The sequence below is a fragment of the Pontixanthobacter rizhaonensis genome (assembly GCF_012972675.1).
GTDB classification, from domain to species: domain Bacteria; phylum Pseudomonadota; class Alphaproteobacteria; order Sphingomonadales; family Sphingomonadaceae; genus Pontixanthobacter; species Pontixanthobacter rizhaonensis.
On the sequence record NZ_JABCRE010000002.1, the window covers coordinates 227484 to 243442 of the forward strand.

18 protein-coding genes are annotated in these 15959 nt (G+C 56.0%); 8 read left to right on the forward strand and 10 right to left on the reverse strand.

Features of this window, described 5'->3' with window-relative positions; translation table 11 throughout:
* Positions 1–96: 96 nt before the first annotated feature.
* The gene (locus HKD42_RS00960) at positions 97–858 is read left to right on the forward strand and encodes a class II aldolase/adducin family protein (protein ID WP_170009452.1); all 762 of its coding nucleotides are present in this window, start codon (positions 97–99) and stop codon (positions 856–858) included.
* A gap of 43 nt (positions 859–901) precedes the next feature.
* Entirely contained in the window at positions 902–1450 is a 549-nt protein-coding gene (locus HKD42_RS00965) for a (2Fe-2S)-binding protein (RefSeq protein ID WP_170009454.1), read from the forward strand.
* 53 nt (positions 1451–1503) lie between these two features.
* On the opposite strand, the gene HKD42_RS00970 is transcribed toward HKD42_RS00965, so the two are convergent.
* Positions 1504–3648, reverse strand: coding sequence for a TonB-dependent receptor (locus tag HKD42_RS00970; RefSeq protein ID WP_170009456.1), 2145 nt, complete (start codon positions 3646–3648; stop codon positions 1504–1506).
* Between the two features lie 137 nt (positions 3649–3785).
* On the opposite strand from HKD42_RS00970, the gene arsC reads away from it, so the two are divergent.
* Positions 3786–4130 (forward strand): arsenate reductase (glutaredoxin), encoded by a 345-nt coding sequence (gene arsC, locus HKD42_RS00975; RefSeq protein WP_170009458.1) that lies wholly within the window; start codon positions 3786–3788, stop codon positions 4128–4130.
* Here arsC and HKD42_RS00980 read toward each other — a convergent pair.
* A complete protein-coding gene (locus HKD42_RS00980) occupies positions 4127–5485 on the reverse strand; it encodes an MFS transporter (RefSeq protein ID WP_246236613.1) in 1359 nt (452 codons plus the stop codon). The two genes, arsC and HKD42_RS00980, sit on opposite strands and share 4 nt — an antisense overlap.
* A 178-nt stretch (positions 5486–5663) precedes the next feature.
* On the opposite strand from HKD42_RS00980, the gene HKD42_RS00985 reads away from it, so the two are divergent.
* Complete coding sequence (locus HKD42_RS00985) at positions 5664–6254, forward strand: class I SAM-dependent methyltransferase (RefSeq protein ID WP_170009460.1); 591 nt, start codon at positions 5664–5666, stop codon at positions 6252–6254.
* A gap of 3 nt (positions 6255–6257) precedes the next feature.
* Here the strand turns inward: HKD42_RS00985 and HKD42_RS00990 are convergent, their stop codons facing one another.
* Positions 6258–7073 (reverse strand): DUF7847 domain-containing protein, encoded by an 816-nt coding sequence (locus HKD42_RS00990; RefSeq protein WP_170009462.1) that lies wholly within the window; start codon positions 7071–7073, stop codon positions 6258–6260.
* Between the two features lie 62 nt (positions 7074–7135).
* On the opposite strand from HKD42_RS00990, the gene lipB reads away from it, so the two are divergent.
* Positions 7136–7837, forward strand: a complete 702-nt coding sequence (lipB, locus tag HKD42_RS00995; RefSeq protein ID WP_246236808.1) for a lipoyl(octanoyl) transferase LipB — start codon at positions 7136–7138, stop codon at positions 7835–7837.
* Between the two features lie 8 nt (positions 7838–7845).
* The gene (locus HKD42_RS01000; protein WP_170009464.1) at positions 7846–8082 is read left to right on the forward strand and encodes a hypothetical protein; all 237 of its coding nucleotides are present in this window, start codon (positions 7846–7848) and stop codon (positions 8080–8082) included.
* Positions 8083–8100: 18 nt separating this feature from the next.
* Here the strand turns inward: HKD42_RS01000 and HKD42_RS01005 are convergent, their stop codons facing one another.
* The gene (locus HKD42_RS01005) at positions 8101–9207 is read right to left on the reverse strand and encodes an alkene reductase (protein WP_170009466.1); all 1107 of its coding nucleotides are present in this window, start codon (positions 9205–9207) and stop codon (positions 8101–8103) included.
* Between the two features lie 57 nt (positions 9208–9264).
* Here HKD42_RS01005 and HKD42_RS01010 point away from each other — a divergent pair, with 57 nt between their 5' ends.
* Entirely contained in the window at positions 9265–10176 is a 912-nt protein-coding gene (locus tag HKD42_RS01010; RefSeq protein ID WP_170009468.1) for a DMT family transporter, read from the forward strand.
* 4 nt (positions 10177–10180) lie between these two features.
* On the opposite strand, the gene HKD42_RS01015 is transcribed toward HKD42_RS01010, so the two are convergent.
* From HKD42_RS01015 to HKD42_RS01030, 4 genes are read right to left on the reverse strand one after another with little or no spacing between them, the layout of a single operon-like run.
* Positions 10181–11092 carry a restriction endonuclease gene (locus tag HKD42_RS01015; RefSeq protein ID WP_211483470.1) on the reverse strand — a complete coding sequence of 304 codons (912 nt, stop codon included), beginning with the start codon at positions 11090–11092 and terminating at the stop codon, positions 10181–10183.
* Between the two features lie 2 nt (positions 11093–11094).
* The gene (gene nadA, locus HKD42_RS01020) at positions 11095–12081 is read right to left on the reverse strand and encodes a quinolinate synthase NadA (protein ID WP_170009470.1); all 987 of its coding nucleotides are present in this window, start codon (positions 12079–12081) and stop codon (positions 11095–11097) included.
* Entirely contained in the window at positions 12081–12773 is a 693-nt protein-coding gene (locus tag HKD42_RS01025) for a DUF4230 domain-containing protein (RefSeq protein WP_170009472.1), read from the reverse strand. The genes nadA and HKD42_RS01025 overlap by 1 nt, the downstream gene beginning before the upstream one ends.
* Positions 12758–13639: an MBL fold metallo-hydrolase gene (locus HKD42_RS01030; RefSeq protein WP_170009474.1), complete on the reverse strand. Its 882-nt coding sequence runs from the start codon at positions 13637–13639 to the stop codon at positions 12758–12760. Before HKD42_RS01030 ends, HKD42_RS01025 begins: the two co-directional genes overlap by 16 nt.
* A gap of 78 nt (positions 13640–13717) precedes the next feature.
* Between HKD42_RS01030 and glpK the strand changes: the two genes are divergently transcribed.
* Positions 13718–15190, forward strand: a complete 1473-nt coding sequence (gene glpK / locus HKD42_RS01035) for a glycerol kinase GlpK (protein WP_170009476.1) — start codon at positions 13718–13720, stop codon at positions 15188–15190.
* A gap of 3 nt (positions 15191–15193) precedes the next feature.
* Here glpK and HKD42_RS01040 read toward each other — a convergent pair whose 3' ends face one another.
* Complete coding sequence (locus HKD42_RS01040) at positions 15194–15721, reverse strand: DUF1465 family protein (RefSeq protein WP_246236615.1); 528 nt, start codon at positions 15719–15721, stop codon at positions 15194–15196.
* A 28-nt stretch (positions 15722–15749) separates the two neighbouring features.
* On the reverse strand, positions 15750–15947 hold the full coding sequence (locus HKD42_RS01045; protein ID WP_170009478.1) for a DUF465 domain-containing protein: 198 nt from the start codon (positions 15945–15947) through the stop codon (positions 15750–15752).
* Positions 15948–15959: the final 12 nt, after the last annotated feature.

The window sequence follows — 15959 nt, forward strand, 5'->3', positions numbered from 1 at the left end:
CTTTTTGATGCCGAACACTGGCATCATGTACGCTTGTGCAGTTCGGCTCATTTGTGCGATGTAGCACTATAGAGATGAGATGACGGGGAGCGCTTTATGGCGACGCAGTTGAAACCGAAATTGGAATGCAGCGAAGCTGAATGGGCTGCGCGCCAGCAATTGGCGGCTTGCTATCGGATTTTTGACCACTTTGGCTGGTCGGAATCGATCTATAATCACATCAGCCTGAAAGTACCCGGCGAACCGCACGCATTTCTGATCAACCCGTTTGGCCTTCTGTATAGTGAAGTGACCGCATCCAATCTGGTCAAGATTGATATTGACGGCAACACATTGGATGGCAGCCCCTATCCAGTGAACAAAGCAGGCTTTACGCAGCACGGCTATTTCCACCGGCATCTCGATTGGGCCCATGCCATTTGCCATACGCACACCACCGCGACGATGGCCGTCTGCAGTAGCGAGAATGGCTTGGAAGCAAGCAATTTCTACGCGTGTAATTTTATCGGCAAAGTCGGATATCACGATTTTGAAGGGGTTACCGTTCGCGAGGAAGAGGGCGAACGTCTGGTCCAGAATTTGGGCGACAACCGCATTTTGCTGTTGCGCAATCATGGCCCGGTTGTGCTGGGTAAGACTATTCCGGAAATCTTCCTGCAATTCTGGGCATTGCAACGTGCCTGTGAAATTCAACTGGCTACCCATTCAATGGGTAAGCCGATTATCATTCCGGATGAAGTTGTTGCGGTACATCAGCGCGATCTGGGCCAAGTGGCCCCGCCGGGTGGTCCCGGATTTGCAGATTTTGAGGCGTGGAAGCGCAAGATCGATTTGATTGACCCGAGCTGGCGTGATTGATTGATGATCGCGTGATAGTTTTGACAGCCAAGGATCGCCAGCAATGCCGCGGATGACGTTGAACGATCAGCCGATCGAATTTGATATGGCCCCGGACACGCCGTTACTGTGGGCAATCCGCGATGCTGCCAATCTGACAGGCACCAAATATGGCTGCGGTGTGGGTGACTGTGCTTCCTGCATGGTGATGGTTGATGGGGAAGCGCTGCGGAGCTGTTTGATCACTATCGCTGAAGCCGAGGGGCGCTTTATTACCACGATAGAGGGGCTTTCTCGCGACCGGTCGCATCCCGTGCAACAGGCCTTGGTGGCAGAACAAGCGATCCAATGCGGGTTTTGCACCCCGGGTATCGCCATTGCAGCAGCGGCGTTAATTGCTCGCAATGCTGATCCATCGAAAGAAGAGATAGAAGAAGCGATCCCCAACCTATGTCGCTGCGGCGTGTATCCACGTTTGGTGAAAGCGGTCCAGCGTGCGGGCCGTGTTGCACGCCGTCAGGAAACCATCAGTGCTGCGCCCGCACCCGGTATCAGCGCAGAAGATGCCGCTGGGGAAGTACCGGCGATAACGCCGCCGGACCCGCAAACGTAAGCTATCCAAAAACCGGGCCGCAAGCACGTAGCTGGCGGCCCGGTTATGTGTGATTAGAACTTCGCGCTCACCGCAAAGCGGGCATTCAAAGGCGCGCCCACTGTTGCCTGATGGGTCGAGTGGGAGTTCGGGAAATATAGCTCGTCGGTCAGGTTTTCGATGTTCACCTGAACCCGCAGGTTCTCCGAAACATCGTAATAGGCAGACGCATCAAACCGGGTGTAGCTTGGCAAAGTGGCGCTGTTACCATTGTTGATGAAGCTTTCATCTTGATAGGTCACGCCCAAACCAAGACCGAATTTGCTGGTGACGGTGAAGGCATTCCACAATGAGAAAGTGTTTTCCGGCAATTCGCGCGGGCGCAGCCCGGTTGGCCCGGCTTGCTCCACCTGTTCTCCATCCAGATAGCTGTAGCCTGCAGATACGGACCAGAAATCCGTCACCCGGCCTTGCAATTGAATTTCAAACCCTTGGATTTCGGAATCAACGACAACGAAGTTCTGCACGTTGTTATCGTCCACTTCCGGTTGGCTTTGCTGGATCTCAAAGACCGCAGCGGTCAAGCTGAGGCCGGAATTGAAATCCCATTTGATGCCAGCTTCCAGATTGGTGAACGTGTTGGGATCAAGCACGTTATTGCTGCCATCAATATTGGCGAATTGCTCGCCCGAACGGGGCAGGAAGCTTTCTGAATAGCTGGTATAGAGAGAGATGTTCTCTTGCGGCTTAATGACCAGGCCCAAGCGCGGTGAAATCTCTTCATCCTTGCGGGTCCGCACTTCGGCGCCAACGACATTGTTCACTTCGATATCAAAACTGTCGAACCGGGCGCCGACAATAACGTCCAGCCAATCGGTCACTTCAACTTCGTCTTGGATATAGGCAGAGAAGACATCGATAGAGACGCGTGTGTCGTCATTGATATCGACGCCGAAATCGTTCGTCGTTGTCCGGCCATCGGCCACTACGCCAACACTGTTGCGCAGGTTGATTGGGCGAACGGCCAAGAAATCCGCCCGGTCTGTGCGGGCACCGGGCACGTTATTGGCAACATCGTCAACCGATGTGCTGAAGCGCGTGTTGAAACGCTTTTGATCGGACGATGTGCTGATATATTCAAACCCGCCAACCACTGTGTGGCCAATGCTGCCGGTTTCAAAATCACCCACCAGATTGCCGGACAGGCTGAAATTGTCGCGCTTGGTTGTATCTACATAACCGTCCAGTTCTGCGATATTGGTGACCGGGTCATAGCTGTTGGTGAAGAAGTTGGAATACACCTTGTCATAGCTGCCATAGAACGCGCTGAAATTGCCCTTCAGATTCTCTGAAAACTGATGCTGCACATTGGCGCGGAGCAAATGGGCTGCCAGATCGAGAAAGTTCTGATCCGGGTCACCAAACACCACATCTTGCAGTGCCTCTACCGGGCGGCCATCGGCGCCGGTTGGGATGCCGCGATCAATGAAACGATCATGATTGGCATATTCATAAGATAGATCGAGCGTGGTGTCTGGCGAGATCGCAAAACGGACGGTCGGGTTAATGCCGATCCGATCACCATCATAGAAATCACGGTGATTATTGAGGTTTTCGTACGAGGCGTTCAGCCGGACGGCGACTGTTTCGCTCGCGGCCAGATTGATGTCGCCTTGGATGCTGAATTCACCAAACGTGTCGAGGGCCAACTGGCCGCCGCCGAATGTCTCGCCAATGGTGGCCTTTTTGGTCACCCGGTTGATGATCCCGCCTGACCCGCCGCGGCCGAATAACAGCGCATTTGGACCCCGCAGAACCTCTACTTGCTCTAGATTGTACAGGCCGCGATAATATTGAACATCATCGCGCACGCCGTCGATGAAGAAATCCGCTGTTGAACGTGTTCCGCGAAAGACGATCGCGTCCCGGTGGCCTTCACCTTGCGATGTGTTGATGCCGGGTGTGTAATCGACAATCTGACCGATGCTGGTGAAACCGCGCTCTGCAATTTCTTCGCTAGTCACGATGGACAGGCTTTGCGGTACATCGATGATCGGTGTGGGAGAGCGCAGTGCGTTGACTTGGTCAGTATAGAGAACCTTGCCGGTTACGACGATGTCTTCGCTGTCCGCGCTATCGGCATTAGCCTGCGCCATTGCAGGGGCAGCCAAGGTAGCGGCACTAACCAGCAAGGCACTGCGCAACGAGCGGTAACACATCAACAATTCTCCAAATGCGAATGATTCGCGATTGGAGCTAGCTATTGAGAGTTATTCGCATTTGCAAGGATCGTTTTGGGCTTGGCGTGTCTTTTCCATAGCTGTAGCGTTTGTATCACATACGAAGGAGTACAACGGTGAAAGCAACAATCTGGCACAATCCCAAATGCGGCACATCGCGCAAGACACTGGCCATCTTGCAGGAGCAAGCCGGCATTGAGCTGACGGTTGTCGAATATCTTAAAGAGCCACCGGCGCGCGCCAAGCTGGCGCAGCTTTTCAAAGATGCTGGTATGACACCTGCAGAAGCATTGCGCTTGCGCGGGACCGATGCCGAAGAACGCGGATTGCCCGATGCTGACGCCGACACAATTCTGGACGCAATGGCCGCGGAATCGAAATTTATGAATCGCCCCTTTGTTGAAACGGGCAAAGGCGTGCGCCTATGCCGTCCGCAGGATGTGGTTCACGAAATTCTTTAAGCGGCCTTATCCGGTTGTTCGGAGGTTTCGTCGCTCACCAGCGATCGCCAGCCGATCACTGCGACCGCAAGGCACAGTGCCACAACCACCGCAAAGGCTATGCTATCGGAATGGCCATATAACCATACGCCAAGGGCCGGGGCGAATACAAAAGCCGCTCCGGTAACCGACGCAACCACGCCCGATGCCTCGCCCTGTTCCGCGCGGCTGACAGCCAAAGATGCACCGGCGTTAAAACCGGGGCGGAACAGGCCAAAGCCCAGAGATGCAATGGAATATCCCAGCGCAATGCCGTGCAGGTTCTGAGCCACGCCAAACAGGATGGTTCCCAGCGCGGCCAGCGCCACACCCCACAAGATGGCGGCACGCGGCCCCATATTAAGACGCGGGATAACACCCCATTGTGCGAGTAACGTCGCAATGGCACCGCACATCAAAACGATGCCCACAGGACCTGCCCCCTCGGCCGGGCTGTCGCGCAGTCCCAATCGGTCCAGGACCAGGAAACCGGCAATGCCCAGGATCATCGCATGGGCGTGCCCGCCCAACAATCCGGCTATCACCCAAGGCCGGATCCGCGCCTCGAACCATCCCATTTTGGCGACGGGTTCTGGGGCGGCATCGTGTTCCGGAGCAATCTCTTGATCTTCATCGCCAGACCGGCTGTTGGAACTGGCCCCGAATGGCGCATCATAGGTGACACCGCGTGCGGCAAATTGTGGTTCGTCATTGGGCAGCAAAATGCGCAAAGCGACCAGAGTTACTGCGCCAAGAATGGCAAACGCCAGAAACGGCCCGATCAATCCAACGCCGGGCAGGATCATCAACGGCGCCAGTGCAGGGCCGAGCACTGTCCCAAGGCCGAAGCTGGACGCGATCAGCGATAGGGCTTGCGTTCGCTCAGACCGTGCGGTCCGCGATGCGACATAGGCTTGCACCGCTGGCGGGGCTGCCGATCCAAAACCGCCGTAAAAACTGCGCGCTAACGCAAACAGCAACAATGTCCAAAATGCTGGCAACAGCCCAGCCAGCCCGAACCACAGCACCAAAGCGCATAGGCCCATCGAAACGATAAAGCCGATCAATCCCAAAGCCATCATTGCTTTGCGGCCGCGCTTATCAGATCGCCGCGCCCAGATTGGCGCACATACGACCCACAGCAGGGCGGACCATGTATAGGCCAAGCTGATCCACACATCGTCCACCTGTAGCGCCGTACCAATGGACGGCATGACCGATTGCATGGCGGTGTTCCCCGCCGCAGTGGTCAGCATGACGGCGAACAGCAATGCCATCCGGTCACGAGAGATCGGTTTGCGCGTATTTTCAACCGGTGAATGATCGTTGCTACTCATCCACAGAGCGCTACGCTCCTCTTGCAGCGCTTGCAATCCGCTGCACCAATAGTCCGGTAGCCGGGTGCGTTTTCTGCGACTATAGTAAGTCTATGAAGGACAACCAAAATACAAAGGTGATCATGTGACTGACGGTTCCATCCTGCCACAGCGGCTGACACGGAAAATAAAATTGAAAATGGCCCGTTTGTTTGGACAATGGGGCGTGTTCTTCCGCGGTTTTGTGGAGCACCCGCGCATGGTCGGATCGATTATTCCGTCGTCACGCTATACCATCCGCAAGATGCTTGCGCCGGTTGATTGGAACGAGTGCCGGTTGTTCGTGGAATATGGCCCCGGTGTCGGGACTTTTTGCGGCCCGGTTCTGGATCGGCTGCGCCGCGATGGTGCATTGGTGGTGATTGATACCAACCCGCTATTTATCGAATATTTGCAGAAAACCATCACTGACAGCCGCTTTACCGCAGTTCATGGGTCGGCAGCTGATGTCCAGCAGATCATCCGCGATCTGGGCCATCAGGAAGCCGACTATGTCTTGTCCGGTCTACCGTTTTCGACATTGCCCGAAGGCGTCGGCCCGGCCATCGCCCAGGCTACCCATACCGTGTTGCGGCCTGGCGGGGCGTTTCTGGTGTACCAGTTCAGCGCCAAAGCGCGCGATTATATGGCGAAGCACTTTAGCCGGATCGATAATGGCTTTGAGTTTTGGAATATCCTTCCGTGCCAGTTGTTCTGGGGTTGGAAAGATCGCCCGTCAGAAACCGTTTAACGCCTATTCGAAAATCTCAATATCTGTAGTCGGCAAGCCGTGTGTCAATTGGCGGTGGATGGCGGTGTAAACCGACAGCAAGAGTACCGATGATACCGCGCTAATGATTGCTGCTGGTACGGCTTCGATCCACACCCCAATGTCGCCTCCGACAAGGGCTGCCACCAATCCGAACACCATGCCGATCACGGCTGACACAACAATAATGGCAATGATCAGCAAGAATATAAAGCCGAATACCCGGCGCGTATTCCCCTTCACCAAAGCCCAGGAACGGCGCAAAGCGGCAACCGGATTATTCACATCCTCAACCGCGATCACCGGCCCGACGATAATGAAACGGATCATGGCGATGAACAGCGCGATGCCCAAGGCAATACCCAAGACGGAACCAATAACGGCTGAACCGGTAGCGGCGCTGATGGCGCCGATCACCCCGAACGCCAAAACCGTTGCTAAACCGATGAGCAGCGTCGCCCCCAAATAGGGTAGAGTAGCGCCCAATCCGGCCTTAATCGCTTCCCCGACGGTTACACTTTGCCGCTTACCCAAAAGGGCGAACACGGTCATCGTACCAACGGTTGTTGCGACGACATAGATCAGAAATAACGGCCAATTGCTGGTCAGATAAGCGATCATGGCTGCCTGAAACTGGTCCGGGTTTGCGGCGGCTGCTTCCAGCTCTGTGCCAGGGGCAAGAACACTAAGCGCAAGGGTCGGTAAAAAGAAAAATACGGCCGCGATAATGCCCAACACATCTTTATTGGCCAGCGCAATCGCCGTTGCATCATTCCATGCTTGGCTCATATCGAGTTTCATTTCCGTTCCCCAATTCCTGTTTTGCCCTTGATAACCGCAGAGAGGCACGCCACGCAATGTCTATGAACCAAACCATGCCTGAAAACTTGCCGGTTCGCGCGCAGCACAGCCGGGGTGCGAGCATCGCGATCCGGCGTGCGGAGGGCCAAGTCCCCTATCGTGACGCTTTGGCCGAAATGGATGTCCGCAACCGCGCGATCGCTGCCGGGGAAGCCAGCGAATTGCTGTGGCTGCTGGAACATCCTCCGGTTTACACAGCAGGAACCAGCGCGGGTGAGGGTGAGCTGCTGGATCCACGGTTTGAAGTGGTCGAAGCCGGGCGGGGCGGGCGTTACACCTATCACGGGCCGGGCCAGCGGCTTGGCTATGCGATGCTGGATCTGACCAAGCGCGGCCGCGATGTGCGCTGTTTTGTCCATGCGTTGGAAGGCTGGGTTATTGATACGCTGGGTGATCTGGGCGTTGAAAGTTGGCGGTCCGAAGGCCGGATCGGCATATGGACGCGGGATATTGACGGCAGTGAAGCCAAAATCGGCGCCATTGGTGTGCGGGTCAGACGGTGGGTGACCATGCACGGCTTTTCCGTGAACATTGATCCGGACCTGTCGCATTTTGCAGGTATCGTGCCATGCGGCATTGCCGAATTCGGCGTGACCAGCCTGGCCCGTTTGGGTGTCACCATTACAGCGGCGGAATGGGACCGCGCCTTACTTGCGCGGGGCGAGGCTTTCCTCAATATGCTGCCTGAAAATCCGGACCGTTAGGATAGACTATGATCAAAAATGCCGTTTCACTTGCTGCCGCCCTGTTATTGATCGCCGGATGCTCCGATGATCCAGAACCAGCACCGGTAACCGATGATGCCAGCGCCAGCGGAAATGTGCTGGAGCGGTCGATTACCGATGAAATGCTCCCGCTTGATACTGTTCAATCGCAATCCCCCTCAGCCGCCAGCGATGACGCCAGCGGTGAAGGAGAGGAAGATAGCGAGGCCGAAGCGGCCGAGTAAACCGCCGCTAACCGCCGATCATTGTTGGTCCGGTTGTTCGGCCAGTGTAGGATAGTCGATATATCCGGCTGCTCCGGGCAAATACCAGCTCTGCGGGACATTGGTGTTGGGTGCCCAGTCTGCGCCTTTGGCAATCCGGTCCGGTAGATCGGGGTTGGAGATAAACGGGCGGCCAAAACTGATCGCATCGGCTCTGCCGGATTCAATATCCGCCACGCCTTCTTCAGCGGAATAATCGCTGTTGAGTACCAATGGGCCGGTATAGATCTTGCGGATCACAGGATCCTGTTTGGGCACATCTGTTCGGCCAAATGTGCCGTCAGGTCCCGGCTGGCGCAGCTCCAAAAAGCCCAAGCCAAGATCTTCGATCACTTGTGCAGCCGCCCCGAACAGGGCTTCCGGATTACTGTCATCAGCCCCTTGGGTTGCGCCGTTGGGGGATAAGCGAACGCTGACCCGGTCTGCACCCCAGACATCAATCAGGGCCTCCAGTACTTCGCGCAAGAAACGCGTGCGATTTTCCGGCGATCCGCCATATTCATCGGTCCGTAGATTGGTTGTCTCACGCAGGAACTGGTCCACCAGATACCCGTTGGCCCCGTGCAATTGTACCCCGTCAAAACCCGCTTTCTTGGCGTTTGCAGCAGCGTGGCGGTAATCTTCAATTACGCGCGGGATTTCATCAAGCTCCAAAGCGCGGGCTTGCTGGTGCGGTTGGCGGCCAGTGGGGGTGTGGGCGTGATCGGGCGCGGTGGTGGCACTGGCTGATACGCCCGGTTCGCCGCCCAAGAAATCAGGGTGGACGATCCGGCCCATATGCCACAGCTGCAAGATGATCTGGCCGCCTTCTTCATGGACAGCATCGGTCACGGCTTTCCAGCCTTCGACTTGTTCGTCGCTCCAAATGCCCGGGGCATTCGGCCAGCCCAACCCTTCCACGCTGATGCCGGTGGCTTCGCTGATAATCAGGCCAGCACTCGCCCGTTGGCGGTAATAGGTGACCATCATATCGTTCGGCACAAAGCCGGGGCTGGTCGCGCGCCCGCGGGTGAGCGGAGCCATCAGGATACGGTTCTTTGCCGTGATCGCGCCCAGTGTGATCGGCTGGAAAAGTGCATCGTTCATAGTGTGCCCCAATAAATTAGGTGTTTGCTTTCTGTTTTTGGGAGCTAAGGGCCGCGGATGGTCAATACAACCACAACAACGCCGATCAGGCTTGATAGCAATGCTTGGCCGCGCTGGATTCTGGTGTTGGCGCTGCTGGCAGGCAATGTTGCGCTGGCCACAGGGCCGTGGTTTGTGCGCCTTGCCGATACCGGGCCGGTTTCATCAGCATTTTGGCGATTGTTCCTTGCTCTGCCGTTTCTGGTACTGCTGGCCCGCGGCACCGGGCAAGCGCTAACGGGTATTCCCAAAAAGACACTGCTGTTGGTCGCATTGGGTTCGGTCGCTTTCGCGCTGGATCTGTCGAGCTGGCATATCGGGATCGAGAAAACCCGCCTTGGCAATGCGACCTTGTTTGGCAATGCGGGCAGCATCGTATTGCTGTTCTGGACCTTCATCATCACCCGCACATTGCCGCGCGGGCTGGAGTGGGTCGCGATTGTCTTTGCACTGGGCGGGGCAAGCATATTGATGGGCCGCAGTCTGGAAATTAGCACCGCCACGCTGATCGGCGATTTGTTCTGTCTCGCCGCTGGGCTGTTTTACGCGGTCTATCTGCTGACCCTGCAAAATGCCCGCCAAGGGATCGGCCACAATATCGGGGCATGGAGCTTGCTGGTATGGGTCAGCATCTTTGCCTGCCCGGTTATATTGGCGTTGGCGCTGGCTTCGGGTGAACCGATCTGGCCAACCGATTGGACGCCGGTGGTGATCCTGTTCGTAACCAGCCAATTGATCGGGCAGGGCTTGCTGGTGTTCAGCCTGCGCCATTTCCCGTCCTTGATTATAGGCTTGGCGTTGTTAACCCAGCCAGCCGTGGCTGCGATAATCGGCTATAGCGTTTTTGGCGAAGTGCTGATGCCGGTGGATATTATAGGGATGGTTCTGGTCGGCGCAGCATTATTGGTGGCGAGATCGCGGCGAGGGTAGGCTGTCATTCGAAGAAGTCTTCATCCACTTTTTTGATATGAAGAACCTCTTGGCTTCGGCAACCAACATTGTATTTTAGGAGTAACTCGCCCAGGCGTTTGGCATCAATGAGAACAATTCTGCCACCAATTTGGTTTGCTGTATCAATGGCTGATTTTGTAAAACTTGAAGTGGTTATGAATATCCCTTTTTGCGCCTTTTTTAAGCTGAGCGCACCGAAGAAATCTCTTATCGCCGCTGGACCGACAGTGTTGTCGGAAGCGTAGCGTTTTGCTTGGATGTATATTTGATCGACGCCCAATGCATCTTGATCGATTACACCATCAACGCCGTCGTCACCGGATTGGCCAATCGCCCTGCCAGCATCTTCTCCGTTTCCACCATAACCCATTTCTAGCAAAAGACTGACCATAGCTCGCTCAAAGAACGCGGGTGTTCCCTGCCGAAGTCGATCTATAAGTTCGGCCGATACGGTCTTATTAATCTGTGAGTGAGAAGACCGAAGCACCTCCTCTGGAGTTGCTGTTGTATTTGCTTCGTCTAGAGTTCCGCTCAGATTGGAGGCGGTATCCTCACGGGAACGGTTTTGGAATTCAACAAAGTCAGGGAATTGTCTCAGAAATTTGACATTAATTTCAGGAATATTCCGGTTGAGAGCATCTTGCCCGCGCGCCGTGATCACGAAATGCCCTCGCTTTGTAGATGTGACCAAACCTGCTTGTTTCAAATATGATTTTGCCCAGTGAACGCGGTTGCCGATTATTGTCTGTTTTCCGCTTGGAAGTAACTCTGCACGTTCGTCTGGACTTAACTTCAATTCACTAGCGATTGTCTCAACAACGTTTGCGATTCTTTGCTCGCCCTTGGACGCTTCTTTTAAAACGGGAAGCATAAGAGACTGATAGTCTGGTATCATCTCTAACGCGCCCCCAGATCACCCTTACCGACAGTGCCGCTGGCCATATCGAGCATCGCGTCGAGGCTTTTCTTGGCTTTCAGGCGCAGTTCTTCTTCGATCTCGATTCGCGGTTCCAGATCGCGCAGGGCGATGTAGAGTTTTTCCAGCGTGTTGAGCGCCATATAGGGGCAGATGTTGCAGTTGCAGTTGCCGTCTGCGCCGGGTGCGCCGATGAAGGTTTTCTCCGGCAGGGCCTTTTCCATCTGGTGGATAATATGCGGCTCGGTCGCGACAATCAGAGTGTCACCGGGGAATTCTTTGGCGAATTTCAGAATCCCGCTGGTCGATCCGACATAGTCCGCGTGATCGACAATCGTCGGCGGGCATTCGGGGTGCGCGGCAATCGGCGCATCGGGATGTTCTTCTTTCAGTTTCAGCAATTCGGTTTCGCTGAATGCCTCATGCACGATGCAGACACCGGGCCAAAGCAGCATTTCACGGTCAAATTTACGCGATAGATACCCGCCCAAATGCCGGTCAGGCCCGAAGATGATTTTCTGGTCCGCCGGAATTTGCTGGAGGATCGTTTCCGCGCTGGAGCTGGTCACGATCACATCGGATAGCGCCTTCACTTCGGTTGAGCAGTTAATATATGTCAGCGCGATATGATCAGGATGCGCCTCGCGGAAAGCGGCGAATTTGTCCGGCGGGCAGCTGTCTTCCAACGAACACCCGGCATCCATATCGGGCAGCACAACGATCTTTTCAGGGCTGAGGATTTTCGCCGTGTCGGCCATGAATTTCACGCCGCAAAAGGCGATCACATCCGCATCGGTTTCCGCCGCCATCTGGCTGAGCTGGAGCGAATCCCCGACATAATCGGCCAGATCCTGAATTTCAGGGCGCTGGTAATAATGCGCCAAAATCACCGCATTGCGCTCCTTACGCAGCCGGTTGATTTCAGCCAGCAAATCATCACCGACGGGCATTTTGGACACTTCGCTCATTATTGTACCTTCTCTCCGTCGAAACGGACATTCACTGTAATATCGTCATATCCCGCCACTTGCAGCGGAATGGTCAAATTTTGTCTGACCGCGTCTTTAGCGGCGGATCGCGCCAATGCCAAAACTTCCGGGTTCTTGGCAAAGGCAGCTGCCTTTATTTCCGCTTGGCGGGAATTTTCACGGCTCAGGTTGGCCGATGCACCCCGGCTGACCCATACGCCCTCGGTAAAGGTTTTCTGGCGTGCCTCGTCCAGATTGGGTTTGGAGATTTTCAACATTGGCAGGGTGATATCCATCACTTGCTCGCCTGCATCCCATGCAATCCGGTCGCGCCCGATTGTGGACAGGTTCACGCGGTATTCGACCAATGCAGGAATGATCGCTGCTTGCCGCGATTCCGCCAATGTGATCGGCCCCAATGACGTGGTGTTTGTGCTTTCCGCCACGACTTCAAACCGGCTGCTGAATACCGTCAGCGAGTTTTGCTTTTCAAAGGCCAGCATGGCGCTGCCAACCGGATCGCCTTCTTCCTGATAGAAAAACGCGCGCCAGCCCAGCCATGCGACAGCAGCAATCAGCAGGATGACGATGAACCACGGCACAGCCTGTATCCGCGCCAGAGACCGTTCGGGCTTAGGCGGTGTTATAAGGGTCTCGGTGCCGGTTGTTTCGGTTTTCAAATCGTCTGCCATATGTCCCCTGAACATTGCGCCATGCCGCGGCTTTCCAAATCCAGCAGATGGGCTTTGACGGACATTCCTGCTGCACCGGTCAGGCGCGGATCAAGCCCCTTATACATGGCTGGGACCAAGTCTTCGATGCTGCGCGGTTCTTCCGCCAGCAAGCGGACAATCTGGTTTTCCCGCTGGCGGCGATGGCCGATCATTCCGCGTACCAATTGGCGCGGTTTTTCAATCGGTGCGCCATGCGCGGCGTAATAGACCCGGTCTTTCCCATCGTCCGCGCGGGCATAGAGCCGGTCGAGACTGGCCATATAGTCACCCATATTGCCGTCTGGCGGTACGACGACGCTGGTCGACCAGCCCATCACATGATCGCCGGTGAACAGCGCGCCGCTTTCCTCCAGCGCAAAGCACAGATGGTTGGAGGTATGCCCCGGCGTGTGAATGGCGGTGAGTGTCCAGCCGGTTCCCGTCATTTGCTCACCATCTTCGAGCACTCTGTCCGGTGCATAGGTGGTGTCGAAGGATTCATCCGAACGCGGGCCATCAACTTCTAATATGAGCGGGGCACACCCGATAATGGGCGCACCTGTCAATTTCGCCAACGGCGCCGCCGCGGGGGAGTGATCGCGGTGGGTATGCGTACACATAATCGCAGCGACTTTGGCATCGCCAATGGCTGCCATCAGCGCATCCAGATGTGCGGCCTCATCCGGGCCCGGATCAATTACGGCAACATCGCTTTCCGCGCCGACAATGTAAGTCTGCGTTCCGGTATAGGTATAAGGCGACGGGTTTGGTGCCAGCACGCGGCGCACCAGCGGTTCGGCTTGTTCTGATAGGCCCGTGGGCCAAGGTTTCTCTGGTATCCCCATAAACCCGATATGGGCAGTGTAGGGGGGCTTGTCGAGTGAAAGCGGTACCCGCTACCACAGCGGCAAAGGGAGAATATCATGAGCGACCCGGCGATTCTGGTTCTGGATGAAGGGACCACCTCTACGCGGGCAATGCTGTTTACAGCCGACGGTGCGATGCTCAGCAGTGCCCAACAGGAACTGACCCAGCATTATCCCGCGCCGGGGCGTGTCGAACATGATGCGACCGAGATTTGGCACCGGACGCTCGCTTGTGCGCGGGAAATGGTCGAAAAAGCGGGCGGCGCAGACCGGATTGCGTGTATCGGCATCACCAATCAACGCGAAACGGTTGTCGCGTGGGATAAAAGCACTGGCGAACCGCTGGCCCGCGCGCTTGTTTGGCAAGATCGCCGGACAGCAGATTTTTGCGAGCGGCTGAAAGCCGAGGGGCATGAGGCAGCGGTTCAAGACCACACCGGTCTGCTGCTCGACCCCTATTTCTCCGGCACCAAAATGCGCTGGTTGGTGGATAATGAACCCGCCGTAAAAGCGGCCAGTGATGCGGGCACTTTGGCCCTGGGCACGATAGAAAGCTGGCTGGTCTATAAGCTAACCGGCGGAACCTTTATCAGTGATGCCAGCAATGCCAGCCGTACCTTGTTGCTAAAGCTGGGCGGTAGCCAGTTTGATGACGGGCTGTGCAGCCTGTTTGAAGTGCCCAAGGCCGCATTGGCAGAAGTGACCGATAATTCAGGCGATTTCGGGTCGACTTTGCCTGAATTATTTGGCGCGCCAATCCAGATAAGCGGGATGGTCGGGGACCAGCAATCGGCCACGATCGGGCAAGGCTGCCTTTCTGCCGGTGAAACCAAAGCGACCTATGGGACGGGGGCGTTCATTCTGGCCAATAAGGGCCATGACATACCGGCATCTTCCAACCGGTTGCTCGGCACGGTCCTGTATCAGGAGGACGGACAGCGGACCTATGCCTTGGAGGGTTCGGTATTTGTCGCTGGCAGCTTGGTGCAATGGCTGCGGGATGGTTTGGGACTGCTTGGCACAGCTGCCGAAACTGAAACGCTTGCCCGGTCTATCGATGATAGCGGCGGCGTAGTGATTGTGCCTGCGATGTCGGGGCTGGGCGCACCGCATTGGCAGCCGGAGGCTCGCGGTGTGATAGCTGGCCTGAGCTTTGCGACGGGGCGGGCGCAGATCGCCCGCGCAGCCTTGGAAGCAATGGCCCATCAAACATATGATTTGGCACAGGCCTTTGCTGCTGATGGGGCAGAGTGGACATCGCTCAAAGTGGATGGCGGGATGAGCGCGAATGACTGGATGGCGCAGGATATTGCCAATTTGCTGGATCTTCCGGTTGAACGGCCGGAATTTGTCGAAACCACGGCGCTGGGTGCGGCGATGCTGGCAGCCAAGGGTGCGGGCATGGTTGGATCGTTAGAAGAGGCCAGCGAAACGATGCGGGGCAGCCTTGGCACATTCCGCCCGTCAATGGAGAATTCCGTTCGTGAAGCCCGGCTTACAGCATGGCGAAAAGCGCTGGCGGCGGCTTAGCGACTAAGCTCTGCCAACGGCGTGGCCAAGGCGTTCTTGCAAGCGCCGGATCGCGGCTGGCCGCATTTCAAACCCGTCACGCCATGCTGTATCAAGGCGCGAAATCCGCGCGTGCAATTGCTCGGTTTCATAAATCAAGCCGCGGGTGGGTTCTTCCAGCAATTGCATATTGGCAGCTTCGGACCCCCTGTCAGGCGGCAATTTGCTGTGACGGCGAAGCTGGAATTCGCTGAGGTCGCCATCAAAATAGGCTCGCTGGTTCAGAAGCCATGCCAGCACATGCATTACCCGTGTCGTGGTGCGCAGCCCCTCTACCGAAATGGCCATCCGGACTTGGTCGGCGGCCTCGCCAGTGTCATGCACGGGGTTAAGGTCAAATACTTGGCGCACTTCATCGGCAAGGACCAATGCCTCGCAGTACAACGCCTCGATAATCGGGCGGCTTATGTCGGTCGTTTGCCCCATCCTGCGATCTTCGTATGAGCCGATGCGGCGTAGAACCAGAGGCAGATCAGAACTATCCCGAACCAAATCGGGACTGTTCCATTCTGGGGCATTTTTAGGCGATAATATCAGGAATAAGCGCGTTCTCGACCATCATAATTTGGTCTTTGAGGCCCAGCTTGCGTTTTTTCAGTCGGGCAATTTGCAATTGGTCAGCCGATCCAGACTCGCGCAAAGCGTCTACTGCGGCATCCAAATCACGATGTTCTGTCCGCAGCATCGCCAGTTTTTTGCGCAATTCCTGCTCGTTCACGATGCGCATCCC

Excerpts from the sequence above, each read along its gene's own strand:
- HKD42_RS00960 (WP_170009452.1), top strand. The coding sequence starts at position 97 with ATGGCGACGCAGTTGAAACCGAAATTGGAATGCAGCGAAGCTGAATGG.
- HKD42_RS00965 (WP_170009454.1), top strand. The coding sequence starts at position 902 with ATGCCGCGGATGACGTTGAACGATCAGCCGATCGAATTTGATATGGCC.
- HKD42_RS00970 (WP_170009456.1), bottom strand. The coding sequence starts at position 3,648 with ATGTGTTACCGCTCGTTGCGCAGTGCCTTGCTGGTTAGTGCCGCTACC.
- HKD42_RS00980 (WP_246236613.1), bottom strand. The coding sequence starts at position 5,485 with ATGAGTAGCAACGATCATTCACCGGTTGAAAATACGCGCAAACCGATC.
- HKD42_RS00985 (WP_170009460.1), top strand. The coding sequence starts at position 5,664 with ATGGCCCGTTTGTTTGGACAATGGGGCGTGTTCTTCCGCGGTTTTGTG.
- HKD42_RS00990 (WP_170009462.1), bottom strand. The coding sequence starts at position 7,073 with ATGAAACTCGATATGAGCCAAGCATGGAATGATGCAACGGCGATTGCG.
- lipB (WP_246236808.1), top strand. The coding sequence starts at position 7,136 with ATGAACCAAACCATGCCTGAAAACTTGCCGGTTCGCGCGCAGCACAGC.
- HKD42_RS01000 (WP_170009464.1), top strand. The coding sequence starts at position 7,846 with ATGATCAAAAATGCCGTTTCACTTGCTGCCGCCCTGTTATTGATCGCC.
- HKD42_RS01005 (WP_170009466.1), bottom strand. The coding sequence starts at position 9,207 with ATGAACGATGCACTTTTCCAGCCGATCACACTGGGCGCGATCACGGCA.
- HKD42_RS01010 (WP_170009468.1), top strand. The coding sequence starts at position 9,265 with ATGGTCAATACAACCACAACAACGCCGATCAGGCTTGATAGCAATGCT.
- HKD42_RS01015 (WP_211483470.1), bottom strand. The coding sequence starts at position 11,092 with ATGATACCAGACTATCAGTCTCTTATGCTTCCCGTTTTAAAAGAAGCG.
- nadA (WP_170009470.1), bottom strand. The coding sequence starts at position 12,081 with ATGAGCGAAGTGTCCAAAATGCCCGTCGGTGATGATTTGCTGGCTGAA.
- HKD42_RS01025 (WP_170009472.1), bottom strand. The coding sequence starts at position 12,773 with ATGGCAGACGATTTGAAAACCGAAACAACCGGCACCGAGACCCTTATA.
- HKD42_RS01030 (WP_170009474.1), bottom strand. The coding sequence starts at position 13,639 with ATGGGGATACCAGAGAAACCTTGGCCCACGGGCCTATCAGAACAAGCC.
- glpK (WP_170009476.1), top strand. The coding sequence starts at position 13,718 with ATGAGCGACCCGGCGATTCTGGTTCTGGATGAAGGGACCACCTCTACG.